The 23750-nt window shown below is 57.1% G+C and carries 25 protein-coding genes and 3 pseudogenes; 13 read left to right on the forward strand and 15 right to left on the reverse strand.

Annotated elements, in window-relative coordinates:
• Positions 1-176: 176 nt before the first annotated feature.
• Positions 177-443: a hypothetical protein gene (locus E8A46_RS15010; protein WP_291561973.1), complete on the reverse strand. Its 267-nt coding sequence runs from the start codon at positions 441-443 to the stop codon at positions 177-179.
• A 343-nt stretch (positions 444-786) separates the two neighbouring features.
• Here E8A46_RS15010 and E8A46_RS15015 point away from each other — a divergent pair, with 343 nt between their 5' ends.
• The 3 genes from E8A46_RS15015 (at position 787) to E8A46_RS15025 (ending at position 4121) form a co-directional block, all read left to right on the forward strand.
• Complete coding sequence (locus E8A46_RS15015) at positions 787-1056, forward strand: hypothetical protein (protein ID WP_291561975.1); 270 nt, start codon at positions 787-789, stop codon at positions 1054-1056.
• 102 nt (positions 1057-1158) lie between these two features.
• Complete coding sequence (locus E8A46_RS15020) at positions 1159-1500, forward strand: hypothetical protein (protein WP_291561977.1); 342 nt, start codon at positions 1159-1161, stop codon at positions 1498-1500.
• 50 nt (positions 1501-1550) lie between these two features.
• Positions 1551-4121: a glycosyltransferase gene (locus E8A46_RS15025; RefSeq protein WP_291561980.1), complete on the forward strand. Its 2571-nt coding sequence runs from the start codon at positions 1551-1553 to the stop codon at positions 4119-4121.
• Positions 4122-4302: 181 nt separating this feature from the next.
• On the opposite strand, the gene E8A46_RS15030 is transcribed toward E8A46_RS15025, so the two are convergent.
• The 7 genes from E8A46_RS15030 to E8A46_RS15060 all read right to left on the reverse strand — a co-directional run bounded on the left by E8A46_RS15030 (position 4303) and on the right by E8A46_RS15060 (position 10139).
• On the reverse strand, positions 4303-5943 hold the full coding sequence (locus E8A46_RS15030) for an acetolactate synthase large subunit (RefSeq protein WP_291561984.1): 1641 nt from the start codon (positions 5941-5943) through the stop codon (positions 4303-4305).
• A complete protein-coding gene (msrA, locus tag E8A46_RS15035; protein WP_291561987.1) occupies positions 5940-6485 on the reverse strand; it encodes a peptide-methionine (S)-S-oxide reductase MsrA in 546 nt (181 codons plus the stop codon). Before msrA ends, E8A46_RS15030 begins: the two co-directional genes overlap by 4 nt.
• 338 nt (positions 6486-6823) lie before the next feature.
• Positions 6824-8362, reverse strand: a complete 1539-nt coding sequence (gene mctP / locus E8A46_RS15040; protein WP_291561989.1) for a monocarboxylate uptake permease MctP — start codon at positions 8360-8362, stop codon at positions 6824-6826.
• Between the two features lie 46 nt (positions 8363-8408).
• A complete protein-coding gene (locus E8A46_RS15045; protein WP_291561993.1) occupies positions 8409-8615 on the reverse strand; it encodes a DUF3311 domain-containing protein in 207 nt (68 codons plus the stop codon).
• A 289-nt stretch (positions 8616-8904) separates the two neighbouring features.
• Positions 8905-9270: a hypothetical protein gene (locus E8A46_RS15050; protein ID WP_291561994.1), complete on the reverse strand. Its 366-nt coding sequence runs from the start codon at positions 9268-9270 to the stop codon at positions 8905-8907.
• A gap of 98 nt (positions 9271-9368) precedes the next feature.
• Entirely contained in the window at positions 9369-9704 is a 336-nt protein-coding gene (locus E8A46_RS15055) for a carboxymuconolactone decarboxylase family protein (RefSeq protein ID WP_291561997.1), read from the reverse strand.
• 102 nt (positions 9705-9806) lie between these two features.
• Complete coding sequence (locus tag E8A46_RS15060; protein ID WP_291561999.1) at positions 9807-10139, reverse strand: hypothetical protein; 333 nt, start codon at positions 10137-10139, stop codon at positions 9807-9809.
• A gap of 25 nt (positions 10140-10164) precedes the next feature.
• Between E8A46_RS15060 and E8A46_RS15065 the strand changes: the two genes are divergently transcribed.
• The 6 genes and pseudogenes from E8A46_RS15065 to E8A46_RS15090 all read left to right on the forward strand — a co-directional run.
• The gene (locus E8A46_RS15065; RefSeq protein WP_291562001.1) at positions 10165-11064 is read left to right on the forward strand and encodes a LysR family transcriptional regulator; all 900 of its coding nucleotides are present in this window, start codon (positions 10165-10167) and stop codon (positions 11062-11064) included.
• A gap of 250 nt (positions 11065-11314) precedes the next feature.
• Positions 11315-11827, forward strand: a complete 513-nt coding sequence (locus tag E8A46_RS15070) for a DUF6306 domain-containing protein (protein ID WP_291562004.1) — start codon at positions 11315-11317, stop codon at positions 11825-11827.
• Between the two features lie 245 nt (positions 11828-12072).
• Positions 12073-13680 carry a cytochrome c oxidase subunit I gene (gene ctaD / locus E8A46_RS15075; RefSeq protein WP_291562007.1) on the forward strand — a complete coding sequence of 536 codons (1608 nt, stop codon included), beginning with the start codon at positions 12073-12075 and terminating at the stop codon, positions 13678-13680.
• A gap of 345 nt (positions 13681-14025) precedes the next feature.
• On the forward strand, positions 14026-14346 hold the full coding sequence (locus E8A46_RS15080; RefSeq protein WP_291562010.1) for a hypothetical protein: 321 nt from the start codon (positions 14026-14028) through the stop codon (positions 14344-14346).
• A 67-nt stretch (positions 14347-14413) separates the two neighbouring features.
• Positions 14414-14824, forward strand: a complete 411-nt coding sequence (locus E8A46_RS15085; RefSeq protein WP_291562013.1) for a nitronate monooxygenase — start codon at positions 14414-14416, stop codon at positions 14822-14824.
• Positions 14825-14860: 36 nt separating this feature from the next.
• Positions 14861-15391: pseudogene (locus E8A46_RS15090) on the forward strand (nitronate monooxygenase); the annotation flags it as partial.
• 38 nt (positions 15392-15429) lie between these two features.
• On the opposite strand, the pseudogene E8A46_RS15095 reads toward E8A46_RS15090, so the two are convergent.
• The 4 genes and pseudogenes from E8A46_RS15095 to E8A46_RS15110 all read right to left on the reverse strand — a co-directional run.
• Positions 15430-15672: pseudogene (locus tag E8A46_RS15095) on the reverse strand (peptide-methionine (S)-S-oxide reductase); the annotation flags it as partial.
• A gap of 248 nt (positions 15673-15920) precedes the next feature.
• Positions 15921-16928 (reverse strand): glycosyltransferase family 4 protein, encoded by a 1008-nt coding sequence (locus E8A46_RS15100; protein ID WP_291562019.1) that lies wholly within the window; start codon positions 16926-16928, stop codon positions 15921-15923.
• Positions 16929-16952: 24 nt separating this feature from the next.
• On the reverse strand, positions 16953-18554 hold the full coding sequence (locus E8A46_RS15105; RefSeq protein ID WP_291562021.1) for an alpha-amylase family glycosyl hydrolase: 1602 nt from the start codon (positions 18552-18554) through the stop codon (positions 16953-16955).
• A gap of 433 nt (positions 18555-18987) precedes the next feature.
• On the reverse strand, positions 18988-19386 hold the full coding sequence (locus tag E8A46_RS15110) for a thioesterase family protein (protein ID WP_291562023.1): 399 nt from the start codon (positions 19384-19386) through the stop codon (positions 18988-18990).
• 195 nt (positions 19387-19581) lie between these two features.
• On the opposite strand from E8A46_RS15110, the gene E8A46_RS15115 reads away from it, so the two are divergent.
• Complete coding sequence (locus tag E8A46_RS15115) at positions 19582-19794, forward strand: hypothetical protein (protein ID WP_291562025.1); 213 nt, start codon at positions 19582-19584, stop codon at positions 19792-19794.
• Positions 19795-20652: 858 nt separating this feature from the next.
• Here the strand turns inward: E8A46_RS15115 and E8A46_RS15120 are convergent.
• Positions 20653-20838 carry a hypothetical protein gene (locus E8A46_RS15120; protein WP_291562028.1) on the reverse strand — a complete coding sequence of 62 codons (186 nt, stop codon included), beginning with the start codon at positions 20836-20838 and terminating at the stop codon, positions 20653-20655.
• 201 nt (positions 20839-21039) lie between these two features.
• Between E8A46_RS15120 and E8A46_RS15125 the strand changes: the two genes are divergently transcribed.
• Entirely contained in the window at positions 21040-21231 is a 192-nt protein-coding gene (locus E8A46_RS15125) for a hypothetical protein (RefSeq protein WP_291562031.1), read from the forward strand.
• Between the two features lie 433 nt (positions 21232-21664).
• Here the strand turns inward: E8A46_RS15125 and E8A46_RS15130 are convergent, their stop codons facing one another.
• Complete coding sequence (locus E8A46_RS15130) at positions 21665-22120, reverse strand: BLUF domain-containing protein (RefSeq protein ID WP_291562034.1); 456 nt, start codon at positions 22118-22120, stop codon at positions 21665-21667.
• A gap of 417 nt (positions 22121-22537) precedes the next feature.
• Here E8A46_RS15130 and E8A46_RS15135 point away from each other — a divergent pair, with 417 nt between their 5' ends.
• A complete protein-coding gene (locus tag E8A46_RS15135) occupies positions 22538-23041 on the forward strand; it encodes a heme-binding protein (RefSeq protein ID WP_291562038.1) in 504 nt (167 codons plus the stop codon).
• 138 nt (positions 23042-23179) lie between these two features.
• Here E8A46_RS15135 and E8A46_RS15140 read toward each other — a convergent pair whose 3' ends face one another.
• The gene (locus E8A46_RS15140) at positions 23180-23302 is read right to left on the reverse strand and encodes a hypothetical protein (protein WP_291562041.1); all 123 of its coding nucleotides are present in this window, start codon (positions 23300-23302) and stop codon (positions 23180-23182) included.
• 185 nt (positions 23303-23487) lie between these two features.
• Between E8A46_RS15140 and E8A46_RS15145 the strand changes: the two are divergent.
• A pseudogene (locus E8A46_RS15145) lies at positions 23488-23750 on the forward strand (hypothetical protein); the annotation flags it as partial.

Genomic DNA, 23750 nt, shown 5'->3' on the forward strand with positions numbered 1-23750 from the left:
CTCATAGTGGAAAAATAAGTCAATCCGCCAACTCAGCACCGAGATGCCGAGCGTAGGCTTTGGAATTTCTATCGGATTCACTTTCAGAATGTTTGCAAGCTTGCCTGTGACCCTCACGTATAGTGCTGCACTTCAATACAATGCATCTAAGCGCGCGGCTCAGTCGCCGATGCGCATCAGCACCCGCGGCAGATGGTCAGGCGTTTATCCAGCTCCGCGTCGTCCTTTTGCTGCTCGGCATCGAAGGCTGACATCCTTTCTTGCACAGATAGCTCCGCCGCAGAGTTGGAAGAAAACCGCTCTGCTCGCGGCTGAAAATGGCCCATTGGCGCGCCACCAGACACTCCGGCTGCCGCGCCAGCGATTGTCTGGGCGATGACAGTCGTGCCGCCCGAAGCGGCGATCGCGCTCCCAAGAGCTATGACGAGAAGCGTTAAGCGCATGGATTACTCCTCCAAGGTTGAACGCGAGGCCAAGCGAATAATTCACGAATATGCCGATAATTATCGCGCGTGCCCACCAACCCAATATGGATGGGCTGGCTTCGGCTTCCATCAAATATGATTTCATCCAGTCGGTTCGCCGATCACGCCCGCTTGAAGGGATCGCATTTTAGAGATCAACACGACCGATATGGCTGCCTCTAAAACGCAATTTAGTGGTGCTGACGAAACGTGATCCTATGTCAGCTGTACAAGAGATCAACATGCTGGCGTTCGGTCGCGTGCAGTGTCGCTCTAACGAACACTGTCACCCTCCCATCGCCCGGTGAAAGGAGAATGTGTTATGACGAACTTCCGACTGATTGGAGCGGCCGTGCTCTCGCTTATGCTCGCCACTCCGGCGATGGCAATGCACCACGGTTATCATTCCCATTACGGTCAAGTCGCTCAAGAAGAGTTGCCGGTTCAGGACGCGCTGAGGTTGGGCTACGGTACGGGTTGCAGAACCTACCACTCGGGTTACGGTGGGCTGTATGGAGACGGCGAGTACCCTGGGAACGTCTACGACAACTGCCCCCACCTCGACCTCGCCCCCACCGGCACCTTTAACTGACTCTCAAACGAGCTACCCGGGGCTCCGCCGTCGCCTCAGCAAACGATCTTGCTGGAGGCGGCGGTTGAGATCGTTCTCGGAATCGATTAAGGGGCGAGACGAATGCCTGTCAAAGATGAACGTCGAGAGCCTGTCCCGGTGATGATTGCCACAATCGTTGCGGTGATCGGCGTACTTTGCTTGTGGTCTGAGCTCAGAATTGATTCGCGGGATCGTGGAGACGGCGTGATCACGTCCGAGGTCGTGTCACAGGCCGGCGCGACTATGGCTCCAACCACCACCTTTAACCGACTCTCAAGCGAACTAACTGAGCCACGGTCGCTTCACATATCTGCAAGCGATTTTGTCGGAAGCCATACAGGGCTGCGATCGCCGGAAGAGAAGAAAGAAGGCAAATCGCTAGTAGCCGGGATTGCCGGACACCACAATGAAGACAGCAGATGATGTTGCCCCCGGGCGGAGGATTGATCGGCTCAGCAAGACAACGCCGAGCAATGTCGCTTGGCACCTTTGCTGCCGTCGTCAGCCTCGTCGCGTGTCTGCATCTCGCATTCTGGGCGTCGAGAAATCCGCATGCCACTGCGCCTTCCGTCGAAGGAAGGTTGCCGAGCGTTTCATACAACCGGTTTGCCGAACCATCTCCGGTCGGTTTGAGGGTACCCGAAGCGCAGATCCGCGCTGACCTCACTGCGATCGCCAACAACGCCAAGGCGGTGCGCACCTATGCTTCGACTCAGGGCCTGGAACGCGTTCCAGCGATCGCAGCTGAGCTCGGGCTCACGGTCACGCTTGGCGTCTGGCTCGACAAGGACAAGGCCCGAAACGAGCGTGAGATAGCGACCGCGCTCGACCTCGCACGCCGCTACCCGAACGTGACCCGTCTGGTCGTGGGCAATGAAACCGTCTACCGGCACGAGCTTACCGTGGCCGATCTAATCAAAATTGTTCGGCGCGTGAAGCGGGACAGCCTGGTTCCGGTAGGGTCCGCGGAGAACTGGCAAACCTTCATCGAACATCCAGAGTTCGGCGACGCCGTCGATCAGATCTTCGCCCATATCATTCCTTACTGGGAAGGCTTCCCCAAGGAAACCGCGGTCCAAGAGTCTATGGCCATCTACGACAAGCTGCGGGCCGCCTACCCCAACAAGAAAATCGTGATCGGCGAATTCGGCTGGCCGAGCGCCGGGCACAATTTCGAAAGCGCGGTGCCTAGCCCGATCAGCCAGGCCGTCATCCTGCGCGATTTCGTGGCGCGCGCCAACGCAAGCGATATCGATTACAACATCGTCGAAGCGATCGATCAGCCGGGGAAATTGTTTGAAGGGAATGTCGGTCCCTATTGGGGCATTCTCGACGCGTCGTTGCGGCCCAAATTCTTCTGGAGCGGACCGATCGTCGACCCCAACTACAGGAAGACAGCGTGGCTGGCCGTTCTCGTCGGATCCTTATTGTCGATCACGATTCTGGCGCTCCCGGGAGCGACTATCAGCCAGGCAACCCTGCTCGCCGCCGCAGACCATTTGTTTGGCGGCTGGTGCGCAGGCGTGCTCGTGTACTGGCACGGCCACTACCTACTGCATGGCGAGGTGATCACGTTCGCCATCGCGCTTCCGCTCTTGGGCCTGCTCGCCCCAATCGTGCGCTTACGCCTAAACGAGATGGCGGCCGTCGCCCTTGGACCTGAACCTACGCGGCTCCTCGACGTGGCGGCGCAAAGCGCAGGCGCGCGTGCGCCGAACGTATCCATCCACATCCCCGCTTACCGGGAGCCGCCGGACATGCTGCTAAAGACCATCGATTCAGTGGCGCGGCTCGACTATCCGAATTTCGAGTGTGTGGTTGTCATCAACAACACCCCTGATCCAGCCTTCTGGCAACCGATCGAGGCACGCTGTCGCGAGCTTGGCCCGCGCTTCAAGTTCCTTTGCGTCCAGAACCTTGTGGGATTCAAGGCCGCAGCGCTCCGACTGGCGATGGCCGAGACGGCAGCCGATGCCGAGATCATCGGCGTCATCGACGCTGATTATGTCGTCGATCCGGACTGGCTCAAGGACCTGGTCCCCAGCTTCGCCGACCCTGAAGTGGGGCTCATTCAGGCGCCCCAGGATCACCGCGACGGCGACCGTAGCTTTATCCATGCCGCCATGAACGCCGAATATGCTGGCTTCTTCGATATCGGGATGGTGGAGCGCAACGAGGTCAACGCCATCATTGTCCACGGCACGATGTGCCTGATCCGTCGCACGGCCCTGGAAGCCGCCGGCGGCTGGTCAAGCGACACGATTTGCGAGGACAGCGACCTGGGACTGACCATCATGGAACTCGGGTGGCGTGCCCATTACACTAACCGCCGCTATGGCTGGGGATTGCTGCCGCAGGATTATCTGGCCTTCAGGACGCAACGATCGCGTTGGGCCGGTGGCGCAGTGCAGATTGTCAAGAAGCACTGGCGGCAGTTCCTTCCAGGCATGAGCCAACTCGACCATGATCAGAAGCGAGAATTCGTTTTCGGCTGGCTGACCTGGTTCGGGGCCGAAATCATCGCCGTCGCGGCGGCTCTGCTCAATCTGATCTGGGTACCGTTCGTTGCGTTCAAGGTCGTCGCCATCCCGGATGCACTGCTGACTATGCCGATTCTCGCTGCGTTCTTTGTATCGCTCATCCACTTTGTCTCTTCATACCGGTCGCGCGTCGGCGTGCCGTACCGGCAAATGCTCGGTGCCATGGTGGTATTCATGTCCGTTCAGTGGACGGTCGCAAGCGCTGCTTTTCAAGCGGCATTGCCAGCCAGCCGCAACAACTTCCATCGCACCCGTAAAGGTAAGGGCGCTATCGTCGGCACCCGCATCACAACGATGCCGGAAACAGTGATCGGCGGGCTGCTAGTCGCCGGCGGCATCACCGTCTTCGTGACAAACGCTTATCGGTTCTTCGAAACTGATCTCTTTGCCGCAATCCTGCTCATCCAAAGCCTGCCTTTCCTGTCGGCCGTGGCATTGGTTTGGCTCGAGCGCGTCAGTGACAGCAAAATGAAGAAATTGGCTCCTGTTGAAGCGGCAACCTGAGTCGGCTCTTCGGTGCTTGCGGGTGGAGGCCTTGGACTGAGAAGGTTGTGTCAATTGCATGTGTCAGATCACCGTTTACGCGACATCACATGCCGAGCGACCGCCGCCAAAAGTGGTCATTCGATTGGCACCAATGGTTTGACGCGGCCGCAATGGTGTCCCAGGCTGTTTAAAAGAGTTTTCACTCGGCGTGGACGACCGAGTGCAGCTCGTTGACGAGCACGCGCATGTTCTCACTGTAATCGACGGGCGCCACAACGAGATGCACGCCGCCTCCCCTGAAAGCAGCTTCCAGCATCGTCGAGAGTTCCGAGGCCTTGCCGACGCGGGAGCCCTTGGCGCCGTATGACTTCGCATAGGCGACGAAATCAGGATTGCCGAAGTCGAGGCCGAAGTCGGAAAACCCGTCGACTTCCTGTTTCCAACGGATCATACCATAGGCGCGATCCTCGAGCACAAGCACGACGAGGTTCAGCTTTAGCCGCACGGCCGTCTCAAGCTCCTGCGAATTCATCATGAAGCCGCCATCGCCGCAAACGGCGAGCACGCGTCTATCCGGATGGATCAGCGACGCCGCGATTGCCGAAGGGAGACCCGCACCCATGGTCGCGAGGGCGTTGTCGAGCAGCAGCGTGTTGGCGACGCTGGTGCGATAGTTGCGGGCAAACCAGATCTTGTACATGCCGTTGTCAAGGGCAACGATACCGTCCGGCGGGATGACCTGACGGACGTCGTGCACGATGCGCTGAGGCGTCAGCGGAAACCGATCCTCCGTCGAACCCTCGGCGAGATGGGCAAGAATCCCCTCCCGCAGACCCAGCAATGCCGAGGCATTAGGGAGCTTGCCTTCCAGGCGATCGGCGATGGCCGCGAGGCTGGCGCCAACGTCTCCGACGATCTCCGCCTGCGGGAAGTATACTTGCTCCACCGTCGCCGGCGTAGCGCCGACATGGATGACCTGCGGTCCACTATGGCCCATCAGGAAAGGGGGTTTCTCGACGGTATCATGGCCGATTGAAATAATAAGGTCGGCCTGGTCGATGGCCTCGTGAACCCAATCCCGTTCCGACAGCGCGGCCGTGCCCATATAGAGGTTGGAGCCCGCATTGACGGCGCCCTTCCCCATCTGGGTGTTGAAGAATGGGATCTTGCATCGTCGCACGAACGCCGACAGCGGCTCGGCGAGCTGCGGGCGGCTTGCCGCGGCGCCCAGCATAACCAGTGGCCTGCTGGCGCCCATGATCATCGCTGCGGCGCGCTCGATGGCCACTGCAGGCGCAACCGGAAGCTCGACGACATGTGGGGGAATGATGTCCACAACAGCTTCATCGGCCGCGATATCCTCGGGCAGTTCGAGATGCACCGGGCCCGGCCGCTCCTGCTGCGCGACCCGGAAGGCGTCGCGAACCAGAGTCGGAATACTCTGCGCGGAGACGATCTGCGTCGCCATCTTGGTGAGCGGTCGCATGGCCGCGACGATGTCGACGATCTGGAAGCGCGCCTGACGGCTACTCCGGATCGCCTTCTGTCCGGTGATCATGACCATCGGCATCGCGCCCAAATGCGCGTAGGCCGCAGCCGTCGTCAGATTGAGCGCACCGGGACCCAGCGTCGTCAGGCAGACGCCCGCGCGTCCGGTGAGACGTCCGTAGGTCGCCGCCATGAAGCCGGCAGCCTGCTCGTGCCGCGTCAGCACGAGCTTGATCTTCGAGCGCCGCAGCGACTCCAGCACGTCGAGATTCTCCTCGCCTGGAATGGCGAAGATGTACGCGACGCCCTCGTTCTCGAGGCCGGCCACCAGCAGATCGGATCCTTTTGTCACGCCGCTGAAACTCCGTCCGCGCTTGAATCAGCTTTCTCCGCCCGGTGCGGCAGCGTCCAATTCGGCCGAATGAAGTGACAGGTGTAGCCGTCCGGATATTTCTCCAGATAATCCTGATGCTCGGGCTCGGCCTCCCAGAACGGCCCAGCGGCTGCCACCTCGGTGACAACCTTGCCCGGCCAAAGGCCGGAAGCATCGACATCGGCAATGGTGTCTTCCGCGATCCGCTTCTGCTCGTCGCTGGTATAGAAGATGGCCGACCGGTAGCTCGCTCCCCGGTCGTTGCCCTGACGGTTCAACGTCGAGGGATCATGGATCTGGAAAAAGAATTCCAGCAGCTTTCGATAGCTGATGGTCTGCGGATCGAAGGTAATCTCAATGGCTTCCGCATGATTGCCGTGGTTGCGATACGTCGCGTTCGGCACCTCGCCTCCGGTGTAGCCCACCCTGGTTGAAATCACGCCGGGATACCGGCGCAGCAAATCCTGCACCCCCCAGAAGCAGCCGCCGGCAAGGACTGCTCGTTCCGCCGAAACCGTCATGTCTGTCCCCCTTCGGTTCGTCGCGGGCGTCGTTCCCGAAGCTCTATCAAAGACACATAATGAGGCCGAACGATGCAGAAGTGCAAATATCCACGAAGTCTGCTTAAGCGATTGCTCGCTACTCTGCGTTGAAGCTCCTTACAGCACTTTGGGAGCGGACCAGCGCACCGCTGTTGCGGTGATCCTCCCTTGGGTGAATCGAGTTGGCAGCGTGGCGTGCCATTCCGAGCTAACGGTAAACTGATCGCTGAGGCGCATTGGTTTGCGACAGGGACGGCCGTCGAGACCGAGGTGAATGCACGATTCAAAACGGCGTGAAGCAACCGGATTTAGCTGGATCAGACGCGATAATCGGCGGCCGACGTGAGGTCCGTGCCACGAGTCGCCAAGATCTGGTTGAACAGCAGCGAGAGCACGATGCTCACTGCAAAATTGATCGCGAGCGCATAAAGCGCTGCGTAACCGGGCACGGTGAAGCCGTCGACTGCCAACGGGAAAACGGCAGACTGAAAGCTGAGCGAGGCAGCCATCCAGGTACCTGCGATAAGACCCGCTGCCCAGCCTATGATAAGCGCCCAAGGATTAAGCCAGCGCGTATAGAGACCGACGATGACCGCGGGAATGGTCTGGCTAATCCAGATGCCACCGAGCAGTTGGAGCTGTATCGCATATTGGAGAGGCAGAAAAATAATGAAAAGAAGGGCACCGAACTTGACAATTAGTGACGTGATTTTCGCGTTTTGCGCTTCTTGCTTCGGAGTGCAATTCGGTCGAATGAACTGGACATAGATATTGCGTGTAAACAGATTCGATGCCGCTATTGACATGATAGCCGCCGGCACCAGGCCGCCTATGCCGATAGCCGCGAACGCTACCCCGGCGAACCAGTCAGGGAAGGTGTGGAGGATAAGGGCGGGCACAGCAAAATTCGACCCATACTGAGCGAATTGCGGTGCGAACTCCGGCAGTTTATCGACCCCCACGGCCAAGGCCATGAAGCCCGTGAGCGCAAGGAGACCCAGCATAAAGGAATATGCTGGCAGATAAGCTGCATTGCGCCGAATCACTTCCCGGCTGTTCGAGCTGAGCACGGCCGTCATGGTGTGCGGATAGAGAAATAGGGCAAAAGCCGAGCCGAGTGCCAAGGTTGCATAGGCAGAGAATTGGCCAAGATTGCCGTCCTTCGGACCTGCGAGCAAAAGCTTCGCAGGTGGAATCATCGCAAACATCTTTCCATAGCCACCAAGTTCGATCGGAATCACGATCACCATGGCAAGCACTGTGATGTAAATAAGCGTGTCTTTCACCACCGCGATCATCGCTGGGGCGCGGAGCCCACTGGTATAAGTAAATGCCGCAAGGATGATAAAAGCGATGATGAGCGGCAGATCGCCATAGAACCCGACCGTACCAACGCCCATCGCGCCGATTACAACCTGCAATCCGAGCAACTGTAGCGCGATGTAGGGCATGGTCGCGACGATGCCGGTGATCGCTACGGCAAGCACGAGCCACTTGTTGCCGTACCGGCCTTGGACAAAGTCGCCGGCGGTGATGAAATTGTGTTTATGCGCGACCGACCACATACGCGGCAGAATCAGAAAGACCAGCGGATATACAATGATCGTGTAAGGCAGCGCGAAAAAGCCAATAGCTCCTGCGCCGAAAACAAGGGCCGGCACGGCAATAAACGTATAGGCGGTATAGACGTCACCGCCGAGCAGAAACCAGACGACGACGGTCCCGAGGCGGCGTCCTGCCAGACCCCATTCATCCAGCACGTCGAGATCGCCACGGCGCCAATGGGCTGCAGCAAAGCCAATAATCGTCACGGCTCCGAACAGCAGGACGAAGACGATGATCGCGGTCCAGTTCATGTTCGTCTCGCAATTCAGCCGTGTAAGTACGAAGTACCAATTGAGGCTAATCGTTCTTGTAATGCACCCAAATGATCAGAGCGGAGGTGAGAATCACCCAGAGGAACTGATACCAGTAAAAAAACGGGATACCCCACAGAGCCGGCTCTACAAAATTATAGAACGGCACCCAGAGTAGGGCGATGAACGGTATCAGCAGCAACCAATTCCAAAGGCGCGAACTGCCGCCTGACCTAGTCGGATGTCTTGCCATTGAACTTTTGCTTCTTTATCGAGAGAAACGATAAGAGCTGTATCTGATCTGTTTCCATGTTAGTTTGGCTCAAGATCCAGTTTGGGCCGTCTCTCGTAGGATAAAGGCTAGTTTAGAGTAATTGACGACAAAGACTATTCAAAACTGCTCAGTTTAATCTTTTTAGTGTGCCGGCCTCGCGATCAACGATCGCCAGATCTCGGAGATGCGGGGTCGGTCCGCGCCTGGAACGCCTTCAATTCGTTGGCCTCGCCGATTGACTTTTCGAAGATCAAAGGATTCGGGCTGCCTATTCGTCGTAGTCGTCGAGCATGTCGCCACTCCGGGCGAGCATGAACGCGGTCGCTGCCACCATCACCGCTGCACACCAGTCTATTCCACCAAGCAAAAGCGCTGCGAGGACAGCGAACCACGCCCCAGATGCGGCAGTCCAGCGGCGCTCCCACCGGATTTGCAGAATGCTCTTGGGCGCCTTCCTCGCATCGGTGAGAAAGCTCTGCAGCCGGGACAGCGCGCTGTGGCGTGTCAATACGAGTTCCGGTTCTCCCGGCGCTGGGGTTAACCCTTGTCTCGAGCGGGACAATTGTGAATTCGGATTGCATTTGACGGTCATTTGTTCCTCGTCGATCTCCTTGCGCAGTCGCTGGGCGCGCAAGGCCGCCCTAACATCTCCCGATCGGTCAATTTGAACCACCTGCGCCTTTATGACGCCCTCCTACATGCGGTCGATCGCCCGTCCGGCAACCGAACACGTTAGCTTGTCGATCTTTCAACGACATCCAACATCAGCGTCGAATGGGCGAAGGCGGCGCCTGCTCTCATTTCCGCGGCGACCCAGACCGCTTCCATCAACTCTTGCGCGGTCGCTCCTGACCGCAGCGCGGCCTTCGTGTGGCCCTGGATGCAGTAAGGGCACTGGGTCACATGGGCTACCGCCACCGCTATCAGCTGCTTCGTCTTGCTCGAAAGAGCGCCATCTGCAAACACAACCTGGCTGAACGCCTGAAAAGCGGCTTCGCACTTGGGCTCCAGCTCGCGCCGCCTTTGGGCGAGCTCAAGCGTGGACTTTGGGTACATTTCATTGCTCATCGTTTGATACCGTTGGACGTGAAGATCCTTGCCTGCTGTAAGCCGCTCAGAAAGGTCGTTTGCTCTCACTCCTTGAGCAAAGGACACTTCGAGTCAGAGAGCTTACCACCGTACGGTCGTGCCGATTGCTGTCGGCGACGTGCTCTCCTTCGAAGCTTCGCTTAAAACCGCAGATGCCGCGATGACGAGAGCCAACAACGCAATAATCGCAGCGATATCGATAGATCTTGGATCCCGGCGGCGCTTGTCTGAGTTTCTCTGCATGAACCGCGCTCCTGCTGCGGATGCTTCAGGATAACGTTTCTTCGGAATTCCAAACTCGGCAGCAATCAACGCTCGCCTCACGTTTACGATCGAGACCGCACCGATTTTCGATAGAAATCTATGCCAAACAATACTTTTGACAAACGAATAATATCGAGCCTTGATATCCATATGATAGATATCAAAGGAGCTGCCAATGGATACCGAACTGGCTAGAACCTTCCTCACGGTTGTTACAGCGGGCAACTTTATCAGTGCCGCGGATCGACTTCACGTCAGCCAGTCGACGGTCAGCACACGCATTCATACACTCGAAGACCAACTGGGTTGCACGCTTTTCGTCCGCAACAAGGCTGGTACGACGCTGACGTCTGCCGGCCGCCAGTTTCAACGGCACGCGGCCACGCTGGTCCGAACAATAGAACAGGCGCGCCACGACATCGGAATTCCTGAGGGGTTTAGCGGAACGCTCGTTGTTGGCGGCCGAATTGGTCTGTGGGAGGAATTTCTGTTGCAGTGGCTCCCATTGATGAGGGAGGCTAGACCGGAGATATCGATACGCGCCGAAAGCGGGCTTGAATCAGCGCTTATGCAGGGGCTCGTCGAAGGTCGGATGGATATTGCAGTCATGTACACTCCACAAAGTCGTCCCGGCTTGAAAATCGAGCAATTGTTTGAAGAAAAACTTATCCTGGTTTCGACAGATCCGAGCGGCGAACCTGAGCCCCAACCTGGCTATGTCTACGTGGACTGGGGACCGGAGTTTTACGCAAGACACAGTGTCTGCTTTCCGAATTTCGGTGGTCCTTCGCTAACCGCGAATATCGGCTGGCTGGGATTGCAGCACGTTTTGGCGAACGGCGGTTCCGGCTATTTCCCCAAGCGGATCGTGTTGCCCCATCTCAAGGCCAAACGGCTCAACGTGATCGGCAGTGCGCCCGCATTTTCAATGCCCGCATACGTCGTTTATCCTCTTGAGTGCGATCATGACCTGTTCGGCAGTGCGCTCGAGATCATGCATCGAATCGCTAACCCGAAAGCGACAGCTAAAGCTGGCAAGACGATCGCGAAGCCATCTACGCGAAAAGCTCGCTAGATCGTCATCACGCTCGCATTCCTACGTTTCGCGCAGCAATCCAAAGCAACAGCTTGGCGTCGTGTCTCACCACCTTCTTCCAATTTAATGTATCTATTTTTCCGCACTAACACGCCAATATTTATCGTTTGTAAAATTGGAGAAAGGGTCGAGAGTACTTCGCTCGACCAAAGATTTTATCCGGCACTACAAATGGTGGACGACGCGAGCGTGCTTTCGCACGCCAGTTTGGGGCCATGGGATCGAAGCAATGGGCAACACTGAGTTGCAACAACCAACGAACCTCGGCGATACGGTTCACGATTATTCATCGCCTGCTTGCTGGATGCATGAAGTCGATCCGGGCTATCTCGGGTATTGGTCTCGCGAAGAAGTCCTCGTCTTTCTCAAATCGCTACTGGAGCAGGAACGCGGTGGCACCAAAGCTTTCGCAAACATCGGTCAAGCAGCCAACCTGAAAATTGCCGACCTAATCCTCGGGTCTGAATTGGACCAAGGAGAGATTTGCGTGCTGCTCCAAAAGGAAATAGCGATGAGAGGGGGAGCCGTCGCAGTTCCCCGCAAACGGCTGACCAATGAACATCGTACCAAATGCAGCCTTGAGCACGCGATTGCGTCCGCGACAGCTAATCAGACTGAGTTGGTCCAGGCGATCGAGCAAGCCGTTTCAAATATTTTTGATGCAGAGTTGAGCTCTCATCTCAATAGAATGCTGCACCTGCATCGGAAGCAACTAGTGCGGATCAAAACCCTTTTCACATAGAGGCGTGGGATCATGCGCGTTCTTCCATACGACCGTCGATCCAACCGCAGGGCATGAATGAGGTGCGACGGCAATGATCGTCGAGACGGACTAATCGTGATGCCGGGAGATGGGCTTGTGCCGCCGCAATTTGCCCTCCTCGCTTTCATTTGCGGCCGTCATCCTTGAGAACGGATGGCATCAGCATGAGACTTGACTTCCATCCCAGTAAGCGCGCGGCGTAATCGTCATCGAAGAACCTACCGATGCTCTCTGCTGCTGATACAACGGACGATTTCGATACGCACGGTCACCCTACCGGTTGGCGGCGCTATCTTTATTCAACCAATCACAAAGACATCGGCACGATGTACTTCGTGTTCGCGATGTGCGCGGGGTTGATTGGCGGAATCCTTTCCGTCGTAATCCGGATGGAACTGCAGCAGCCGGGTTTGCAGATTTTCACCAATACGCACACCTATAACGTGTTCGTGACAGGCCACGGCCTGATCATGATCTTCTTCACGCTGATGCCGGCGATGATGGGCGGATTCGGCAACTGGATGGTGCCGCTGATGATAGGTGCCCCGGACATGGCGTTTCCGCGCATGAACAACATCTCGTTTTGGCTGCTGCCCGCGTCGTTTGCGCTGCTCATCATTTCGATGTTCGTCGAAGGCGAGCCCGGCTCGAACGGCGCCGGCACGGGCTGGACGCTCTACGCACCACTCTCGACGTCCGGTCACCCTGGCCCGGCGGTCGATTTCGTGATCCTGTCGATCCATATCGCGGGCGCGTCTTCGATCCTGGGTGCGATCAATTTTATTACCACCATTTTTAATATGCGCGCACCAGGTATGACCTTGCATAAGATGCCGCTATTCGCATGGTCGGTCCTCGTGACCGCGTTCCTGTTGCTGTTGTCGCTGCCTGTGCTTGCCGGCGCGATTACCATGCTACTTACCGACCGCAACTTCGGAACGACGTTCTTCGGCGCCGAAGGCGGCGGGGATCCGGTGCTGTTTCAGCACCTGTTCTGGTTCTTCGGCCATCCCGAGGTTTACATCATGGTGTTACCGGGCTTCGGCATAGTCAGCCATGTTGTCTCCACTTTCAGTCGCAAGCCGATCTTCGGCTACCTCGGAATGGTCTATGCAATGGTTGCAATTGGATTCATCGGCTTCGTGGTCTGGGCCCATCACATGTACACCGTCGGCATGTCGAGCAGCGCCCAGGCTTACTTTGCTTTCGCCAGCATGGTGATCGCGGTACCAACCGGTATCAAAATCTTTTCGTGGATCGCCACCATGTGGGATGGCTCGATACAATTCAAAACGCCGATGCTGTGGGCGATTGGTTTTGTTTTTGTGTTCACGATCGGGGGCGTCACCGGTGTGGTGCTCGCCAATCCGGGCGTCGACCGGGTACTACAGGATACATATTACGTGGTTGCACATTTCCACTACGTGCTGTCCCTTGGCGCCGTTTTCTCAATCTTCGCGGGTTGGTACTACTGGTTTCCGAAAATAACCGGGTACATGTATTCGGAAATCATCGGGAAGCTGCACTTCTGGCTGACCTTTGTCGGCGTCAATCTAGCGTTCTTCCCGATGCATCTTCTCGGCCTGTCGGGAATGCCCCGGCGCATTGCCGATTACCCGGACGCCTTTGCTGGCTTGAACCAGATTGCGTCTGTCGGGTCCTATATTTCTGCCGTGGGCTTGATCGTGTTCTTCGTGGGCATGGCCTATGCCTTCTTTCGCAAGGAGGCGGCTGCCGACAATCCGTGGGGGCCCGGTGCCACCACGCTCGAATGGACCCTGTCTTCGCCACCGCCATTTCATCAGTTTGAGGTCTTGCCGCATATCGAATAATTGCACCGGAGAAACCACGTACATCACAGGTCAGTTGGAGGACACCCGATGCCAAAAGAGACGCTCAAGCAGCGGGACAAAAGGAAATTGGATCTTCAACTGGACGAAGAATTGGAAGGAACATTTCCGGCCAGCGATCCATTGAAAATAACTCGCTACTCCAGCGAAAACCCCTGCCTCGAAAAGACTGTCGCGGCGCACCAATACCGCGCTCGGAGACTAGCCTCTCACGGGACAAAATATTAAGCGCGCCCTAGCTGATGAGATAGTATCCGCTCTTCAACGACACTTAAACAGAGTGAGAGCGTGGACCGACTTAGGAAAACATGAATTATGGGAGTCAGGATGACGGAGGACCGCGCGGACATCCATGATGAACTGGTTCAAGAGTTCTACGGTATCAATCCTGGAACGTTCAAAGTCGATAGCGTTGCGGTAACGCGCAGCGGCAAACTTTGGCAATGGACTGATCGTGGATATCAGCTTCACCAATTACAAGGCAGCGACGTCCTCGCAGAGATCCTCGCCTTAACTGGTTTGATCGAGTTAGTAGATTTGCATCCAAAAACACCAAATCTCGAAAGACATAAGATCTTAGCCGATCTTACAAAGAAAGCGTTGAATATGCTCGAAAATCGCGGTGAAAAAGGCTCGTCGACGTCTTGAGACAACTGACGATCGCAAGGCTCGTTGGCACGCACTACCACTTCGTACTTAGACATCGGAAAACATCATGTCTTTTAAGACCCGGGTCACAACCGAGCTAAACATTCAGCATCCGATTCTGCTGGCGCCGATGGCCGGAGTGAGCGGCGGAGCCCTTGCCGCCGCTGTCAGCAACGCCGGTGGCCTCGGCGTGATCGGCGGGGGTTACGGCGATAAGGAGTGGTTAGAGCGCGAGCTTCTCGCCGCTGGGAACGCGCCGGTAGCAATAGGATTTATCAGCTGGGCATTGCAAAACTGCCCGGATCTGCTGCACGTCGCGCTGGCTCGCGAGCCAAAGGCCATCTTTCTATCCTTCGGTGAAATCCGTTCATTCGCCCCCCAGATAAGGAGAGCCGGTATCCCGCTGATTGCCCAGATCCAAACGGTTGCGCAGGCAACAGCGGCAGTCAACGAGGGCGCGCAATTCATCGTCGCATAGGGGACGGAAGCCGGCGGACATGGCGGAACCCGATCTACATTTCCGCTCGTCCCTGCCGTCGTCGATGCGGTCGAAAATATCCCGGTCATCGCGGCTGGTGGCATCGCCGACGGTCGGGGCCTTGCGGCAGCTTTGATGCTGGGAGCGGCCGGTGTGCTGTGCGGAACCGCGTTCTTTGCGAGTCGAGAGGCTCTCTCACATCCAAATATGAAGCGCGCCGCTTTTGCCGCATCCGGAGACAACACTATCCGCAGTTCGGCCGCTGACATTGCCAGGGGCATCGATTGGCCAGCGCAATGGACGATAAGAACGTTGAAGAACTCCTTTACCGAACGATGGTGTCGTGACCTCGACGGACTTCGTCGCAACGCATCATTTGAGCAACCGAAATACGCCGAAGCCCGCCAGGCAGGCGATACGGACGTCGCTGCTGTCATCGTTGGGGAGGCCGTCGATCTCGTTCATACCGAGGAAGCTGCGAGCGAGATCGTCTCGCGGATTCACGAGCGTACCTTCTTGGCTGAGGGTCGGGACGCTTTGCGGATAGCGCCAATCGCGGCAGCGTAATCAGGTGATCCAAATATCGCACTCCCGGCCGCGATGGACGTTGAGGGATCATGGATCTGGAAAAAGAATTCCAGCAGCTTTCGATAGCTGATGGTCTGCGGATCGAAGGTAATCTCAACGGCTTCCGCGTGATTGCCGTGGTTGCGATACGTCGCGTTTAGCACCTCGCCGCCGGTGTAGCCCACCCTCGTTGAAATCACGCCGGGATACCGGCGCAGCAGATCCTGCACACCCCAGAAGCAGCCGCCGGCAAGGACTGCTCGTTCCGCCGAAACAGTCATGTCTGTCCTCCTTCGGTTCGCTGCGGGCGTCGTTCCCGAATTTCTATCAAAGAAGCATAATGAGGCCGAACGATGCAGAAGTGAAAATACTCACGAACGGCCGCTTTGCGCCAACAGCGGTCGTCAGCGATTATCTCCCGCGAGGGAGCCGAAGCTGACGAAATACTGCGCAGTCGGCCACGCAGTGCACATCGAACCGGATCCGCGCGCCTGTCATTTGGGGTAGTAAACTTCATCCAAACCGGTTATCAGCCGAGGATTGACCGGTACAAACGCAAATATCTATCGGCCATGAGGTCTACCGTAAATCGCGCGGATACCGCAGCACGGCAAGCAGCGCGATCGATTTCGTCGATGCGATCTATCGCATCTGCCGCCGCATCGAGGCTGTCGACCAGAAATCCGGTCACTCCTTCATCTATCAGCTCGGGCATCGATCCCCGGTTGCAGGCTATGACTGGCGTTCCGCAGGCGAGCGCTTCCACCACCGACAAGCCAAATGGCTCATCGAAATTGATGAGGTGGAGCAGCGCGCGCGCGGATCCGAGAGTCGTTGCGCGCGTGGCTCCGCCGACCGGGCCAAGATAGATCACGGACCGGCCGTCGAGTGCGGGCACGACTTGCTCGTTGTGATAGTTCTGGTCCTGGACGATACCGGCCATGATCAATCTCCGTCCAGATCGATGTGCCGCCGTGATTGCTTCAGCTGCGCCCTTGTCCGGGTGAATACGGCCGAAGAACAACAGATCTTCGCTACCATGCGGATGGAACGGGAAGTCCTCGAGCGGGACACCGTGGTGGATCGTTGCTGCATAACGCAAGTCCGGATGGCGATCGGCCTGGCTGATCGCGACATAGTGGACGTGATCGTCGTATTCCTTGAAGGCGGGCAGAATGCGCTCAGACGAAAAACCGTGGATCGTTGTCACCATCGGGGTCCCGACCAGCCGCGAGAAGGCGAGCGGTACGAAATCGGCATGGTTGTGAATGAGGTCGAACTCACCGGCCTGCTCGAAGACATGGGCGACGTGGAGCATCTCCCATACTTTCGCATCGATCGCCGGATCCTCGGAATAGGGCGCCGGGCAGATGCCATCCAGCTTGCCTGCCGTCCTGCTATCCAATGTGGCGAACAGGGTGACGTCGACACCGCGCGCCACCAACGCCTCGGTCAGGAGACTCGTCACCTGCTCCCAAGGGCCGTAATGGCGCGGCGGTGTACGCCAGGAGATCGGCGCCAGCATGGCGATACGCAAGCAACCATCCTTCCCTGCTCTGTGCTATCCGGCCTTAAGCACGACGGCTTCATTCGACCGTAGCAGGACGGCGCCGCCTTCGACCAGCGGCGCATCCTCTTCAGTGGACAAGAGCAACCGGCTCCCGCGCGCCCAGTCCAGCAACTGCAGTCGATGCGGCTGTGCTCCGAGATTGAGCGCTACAATCAGCCGTTCGGCGGCGTGTCGGCGTTCGTAAGCAAGTATCTCATCTTCCCCGCTCAACAGCACGAAGTCACCAATCGACAATGCCAGCCAATCGCGTCTGAGAGCAAGTAACCGGCGATAAAGTGTCAGGATAGATCGAGAGTCTTCCGTCATCCGCGCCACGTTGCGCGTCGGCCAGTCGGCATTGAGCGGCAGCCACGGTTTGGCCGTGGTGAAACCGGCATTTTTGCTGTCATCCCATGGCATCGGCGTGCGCACGGGATCGCGGCCCAACGCCAAACCGGGCTCACGCAACTCGCGGGGATCCTGAACCTGGGACGGTTCGATCGCGACATCGCTCAAGCCCAGTTCGTCGCCATAGTAGAGCGTGGGCGTGCCGCGGAGCGTCAGCAACAACACCGCCGCGACGCGGGCCTGGGCCTGATCCCGCTTGGTGGCAACGCGCGGCCGGTCATGGTTGCCGAGCACCCAGTTTGGCCAGCCACCGGGCGGTAGCGCGGCCTCATAGTTGGTGATCGCCGCCGCCAGGGAACGCGCCGCCCAGGGCGTATCGATGAGCTGGAAATTGAAGGGCAGGTGCACCCCGGGGCGTTCCCCGCCGTAATAGTGCATCAGCCGATCGACTGGCAGGTAGATCTCGCCAATCAGAACCCGCTCGCCCTGTCCCTTGGCGCCATAGCTGTCGGCGATTTCACGCATCTCGGCGGCAATCTTGTGCACCTCAGGCTGGTCGGTCGAATGGAGTTGCAGCAGGCGGTGCATTTCACCCATTCCCGACCGATAGGCCGGGTTGGGCGGATTGTCCGGGAAGTCTGCCGCCTTCAGCATGTGCCACAGCACGTCGATGCGGAAGCCATCGACGCCACGGTCGAACCAAAACCGCATCACATCGTACATCGCCGCCTGCACGGCTGGATGACGCCAGTTGAGGTCGGGTTGCTCCTTCAGGAAGGCGTGGTAAAAATATTGTCCGGTGACCTTGTCCCATTCCCAGGCTGAGCCGCCGAAATCGCTGATCCAGTTGTTGGGTGGTCCGCCGTCAGCGGCAGGATCGCGCCAGATGTACCAGCTTCTCTTCTGATTATCTTGCGAAGCGCGGCTCTCGACAAACCATGCGTGCCGGTCGGATGTGTGGTTGGGTACGAAGTCAAGCAGAACCTTAAGCCCCCGCCGATGGGCTTGCACCAGTAGGTCGTCGAAGTCCGCCAGCGTGCCGAAGCGTGAATCGACGTCGCAATAGTCGGCGACGTCATAGCCGAAATCAACCATCGGCGACGGGTAGATGGGAGAGATCCAGATCGCTTCGACCCCAAGGCTGACAAGATAATCGAGCCGCCGCTCTATCCCTCTAAGGTCGCCTATGCCGTCATCGTTCGTGTCCTGAAAGGACCGCAGGTAGATCTGATAGATCACACACGTCTGCCACCAGTGCACGGTCATGCAAACAGACCTTTGGCATGTGCGCCGATTACCGTCTTTCGGCCGCGTGCGGTCAACAACTTGTGGCCGCGCGCTCTATCTGCGCGCGCAACTCTTGCCGGAAATCGATCGAAACCATGGTGACCTCCTGTAGTACAGGGCATAGCACGGTTAGTTGATCGGCACTAAAGGCCGCCTAAGTTGGCAGCAGTCTTTCATACCAAGCCAAGCCTTACGATGTCGCCCAATGGGACTTAGCTTCCGTCAGCCCGTCGCCGTAAGTCCGCTTCGCGCCAGGAGCCGTCATTCAATGACTGATCGGCTTTTCTGTGTTTGTTCAAAGTCGACCGACTTACTCAATTTAGCTTCTTTGCTTATGACAGTGCGCTCGTTGGCTCCAGTCCGTCCTGCCGCTAATTTCGCGCGCGAGTTCGCGGCGCAGAAAGGAGACCATCTAGAATTTGCCTTTTTTGGCAAGGCGCTCGTTGAACGAACGAAGATCGATCACCATGCGCTGATGAGTTCCGATGCCGATCTCTTCCATCTCGTCGCTCGCTGACACCTTGAATTCGATTCGTTTTCCCTCGACCTTGACTACCTCGGCTTCGGCACGAACATCATGACCTACTGGTGTAGCGGCAAGATGCCGTACATTTATCGCCGTACCGACCGCGCTCTCACCCATATCCAGAAATGGCCTGATGGCGCTGAGGGCGGCGTTTTCCATGATCAGGATCATCACGGGGGTCGCCAGCACCTGCGGTAACATGGCGTCCTTGAACCGATTGGCGAGATGCTCCGGCAGCACACGCAACGTGAATGTTCCTTTTGCTCCCAGCGGAATTTGGCGCATACAATCATCCTCTATCTGCGACGTTCCTGCGGTTGATGTTTGGGTAGCTTAAACGATACCTGGTTCCATCCATGAAAAATCGGGTCCCCGCTTTTTTCAATTCACCACGGTCTCCGTATCGTGGCCTACGTGGCTCCGCCGATCCCACGCCGCCTTTTCGGCGGGGCCGCGCTTTCTTCCTAGAAGGAGGCTTCAATGGCACGGTATATTGTTCAGTTTATGAAAGACGTCCTAGGCGAAAACGGGCACGAAGCTGAAGTTTGCCAGCGTTCAATAGAAATCGACGCTGCAGACAAGCTGCATGCCTCAGACTTGGCCAAAGTCAGGTTCTGTGAAACCGAGAGACTGAAGGAATGGTCCCTCCATGCAGATCGAGTTCACGTTATCGAGGCTGAGTTTCCGTCTTAGAGAAAATCAAGTGCGATTGGCCAAGACCGACGCGGCTCGCCAAACAGACTATTCGGATCGTAGAACTACGGAGTTCGCTGAATATGTTCCGAATTGCGTCGTCTTCCGTACATAAGGTGAGTACGGTTCCAACATCACCGCCCCATCCTTCGGCTACTATCGGTGACAGGGAGTGTTGTGCTCCCGTCTGCTAACAGGGGTGCATCACATGCCTGAATCTCATATTCGTCCGGAACCATCACTACTTCCGATCGAACGGCCACGTTGCCCTAAGTGTCAGGGTCGCATGATGCTGGGCCGCATCGAGCGTGGCCCTGCCGGATCTGATCTACGGACCTTCGAGTGCCCGAAGTGCGAACGCGTCTGCAAAATGCAGGTCGATGACCCGTTGAAGTCAGTCCACACGGGCTGGATGGCAAGCGAGCTTAAGCCGCCAGTGTAAGGCCGCCTCAGTTGGCAGAACATTGCTCAAGATCAATATGGTCCGCGATCCGAGCCATACGTTTATAAGAGCATCTGCCGAGCGGCCCGAGGGGGTGCAGTTCCGGTTTATGTCAGGGGTCCGGGATACCCTCGTCCGGGCCCCGCCTCAGTTAGCGGCCTCTTTGGTTGTTTCTTCGGATAAGCTCGAATTCAAGTTGATCGATGGCCACATAGTTTGCGAAGACGCTGTTGTCGATCCACCAATGGGTCGTAATCGTTTCGCCAAGGCTCTGGTGGCACCAACCTGAATGCGCCCCATGTGGTCGAGATGGGATGGCTCAAAAGCTACCCCGGGAAGGTGGTCGAGCTCACGGCAGCTGGAACGGGTGCCGGCGAAAGTTTAACGGTTAATCACTGGCCCCATCTACTACAAGCCTACTTCGCGTAACCCTGAGAGCGCAGCCACGAGATGCGGCGATCACTGATCATCCACTCGTCGATTTCGGTTTTGCTTTTGAAACCCGAAATGTGAACCGGTTCGACACCCGGACACTCGGCCAAGATATTCCAGTCGTCTTCGGAAATTCGCATAGGTTTGAAACTTACTTTTGCTTTCGCCATGCGCTGTTATGCCAACAATTCGAAATCAAATCAAAGGGTATGGCAGCAAAGCTCGATTGGCGAAAATCGCTCACCGATCCTGCGCCAGCGTGCCGGATTGAACACCCGCTCGACATGCCGGTTCAGCGCGTTAACGAAGCGTTAACTAATTGGTGGGGTAATCATTGCTTAAATTTTCGATAATTCCAAAAGGAGTTCTCGATGTCGAAGTTTGCAATTGGCGAGCAGGTCGATAATGCAGCCGACGACCACGAGAGTGGCATGGTCGTCGCCGTGTTTCCAACAGTTGACGACAATTTCAGATACGCCGTTGACATGGAAGGGTACGGCGCGCTCCAGTTTTTCGTTGAGGAAAAATTGGTCATTCATCCGTCCGCCATGCGGCTGCACTGACGAGACGCGCCGGTGATCTCGCGGCGCAAACTGCCAGTAGTTTGACAGCGGCGGTAGTCGTAACGACATAAGAACTGATGGCGCGCGGGCGGATGCACCGCCGATGGCGGATGTCAGCTGTGGGTCCATTCGCTACCAAATTGGGCTGTCCGCGCCACGTCCGGTTTACCCCTGTTAGCGACCGAACTGCGGACATCGCTGGTGGTCCGGTTTGTGCCAAACTCGGACATGCCTGATGTAAGTCATACGAAAGAAAAGGCCGCCCGAAGGCGGCTAACAATTCAAACTTGATGATCGTAGATTAGGCCATCGATTTCGATTTTGACTTCGGAAGATAGGCCATGAAGCCTACACTGTCGAAGCTGAGTGCATCAAGGCTGGCGCGGGATGGGCACTGACGAAATCCCTGCATCGGCAGCCAGCGACACGCAGATCAAGCGATAGAGAACTTTCGCGACGATGCAAAACCCTCTTCCTTCTTCACGAGCTCGAATATGAGCTTAACTATCTGATCACCAGTTAGCAGTTTCGGATTGAACTCTCCTTGAATATCCATTTTCGCCCAAAGCTCCTTTATCAATTCTGGGGTAGAGGCGAAGCCCATTGACCACGCGGCGAATAAACGCTCGCGAACGTCCTTCACCTCCACCAGTTCGATCTGATCATGACGTAGATCGACGGATATCGTCGAAAAGACTTTAGTCACATTGGAGCGACCACCCTCGAGGACTTGCAGAAAATAATTCCGATTGAATACCAGACCGCCCGTCACTGCAAAATGAACGTTGTTTTTGATCGAGCTCGCGAGGATCTGTTTTAGTTGAACCGCCACGCTGCCGTCAGTCGGTCTCTTACTCGTGCTGAAATAAACAAGGCGAGTTAACGGCATGAATACCACCGTGTGTTTGGGACTGCGTCGCGACAGCGTAGTCTAGCTTTCCAAACTTAACGTCCAATTTATTCGCAACTCCGTACTTCTACGAGTGCGATGGCCTTAGTCCGCGAAATTTGGGCGCCTCTCAAACGTGGCTAGACCGAACATGACGACTTCCGGTTCGGGTCATTAGCGCCGTTTTGACAGTCGGCCGCTCACTTCCGGTCTGCCCCCAACTCCGGACATGTCGCTGCATCGCACTAAGTGACGCGAATGGGCCAAGCCAAACCCAGACCTCAGCGACCGCTCATTTTCGAAAGGCTTAGAACCAAGCGCGGTTTACCAAAGTCCTGACGTCGGATCGGAAATACACTAGGCTCCGCCTATACCGCCCTCAGAAGAGGATCGGTGAAAAACTCAGGGAGTAACGTCATGCAACCGTCCGGGCTTCGTCGTACCGCCATCGCTCTCGCCTCGACCTTCACCTGTGCTCTGGCCGCTCCAGCGGGCGCGCAACTGCTCAGCCACAAGGACCTAACCGCTTCCATCGCAATAACCATTGTGCAAACTGCAATCGAGACTTGCAAGGCTAATGGCTACGCCGTGTCCGCGACCGTGGTCGGCCGCAACGGCGAGATCATCGTGCAGGTGCGCGGTGACAATACGGGGCCACACACCATCGAGAACAGCTTCCGCAAAGCCTACACCGCGCGCACATTCCGTGCGCCATCGGGCGCGCTGGTCGACCGGGTGAAGGCTGATCCAACGCTCGGCTTGATCCATCTAACTAACGTCATCGCCAACCAAGGCGCGCTCCCGATCAAGGTGGGGGATGAGGTCATCGGCGCGGCCGGCGCATCAGGCGCGCCAGGCGGCGAAAAGGACGAGGCTTGCGTCAAGGCCGGTATCGACAAAGTGGCGGATCAGCTGAAGTGAGGGCGCAAAACGCCACTGTCCGGGACGGCGGACATTGAGCCCGCCGTCCTGATCTTCGCTTCTAGCGGGCTATCGTCAAACACCTTAGGGAGGCCCCGGTTAGGGGTCTTTCTTCCGCCCGCAAATGGATCGAAAACCCTACTTTCCGGGAGAATAATCGGTCATTTTCATGAAAACGCGTTCCGGTGGTTTGCCCATGATCATGAAGGGACTCCAGTCGATCAACCTGGTGGAAAATTCCTCGGGGGTGTGTGGGGTCATGTTGTTGCTCCTCGGGTTTGGACCTTAGGGGATTTTGACATCGTCAGTTCGAAAAGCTACGTCCGAAAGGTGCCACAAGTGGAACGGAAGCAGACGCAATCACTTCTAACGAGATACCTAAGCGAACTGTCCAACGATAGCCATGAACGCCGGCGAGTTTGGGCGGGCGAACCAATCGGACCACCATGTCCTCCAGCTCCAACACCAGTATCGCCAAGAAAGCTCGCACGAAAGCCGAGGCGGATTTTGCCACTTGGCTCATGATGGCCGAGCTCGGTGGTTTCGATGACCTTCCGTCAAACGCACAGAGCTTTCTGACTAACTATCGAGCCCGACTCGAGACGATGAGCGAGGCCGAGTCCACGGCCGTGGCCGTTCGCGAGGTCTACAGCGCTTATTACAGCGAGATGGGAGGCGTGGGCGCGGCGCCGGAACCAAAGGCTCGCAC

The organism is Bradyrhizobium sp. (assembly GCF_004799445.1).
GTDB lineage: Bacteria > Pseudomonadota > Alphaproteobacteria > Rhizobiales > Xanthobacteraceae > Bradyrhizobium.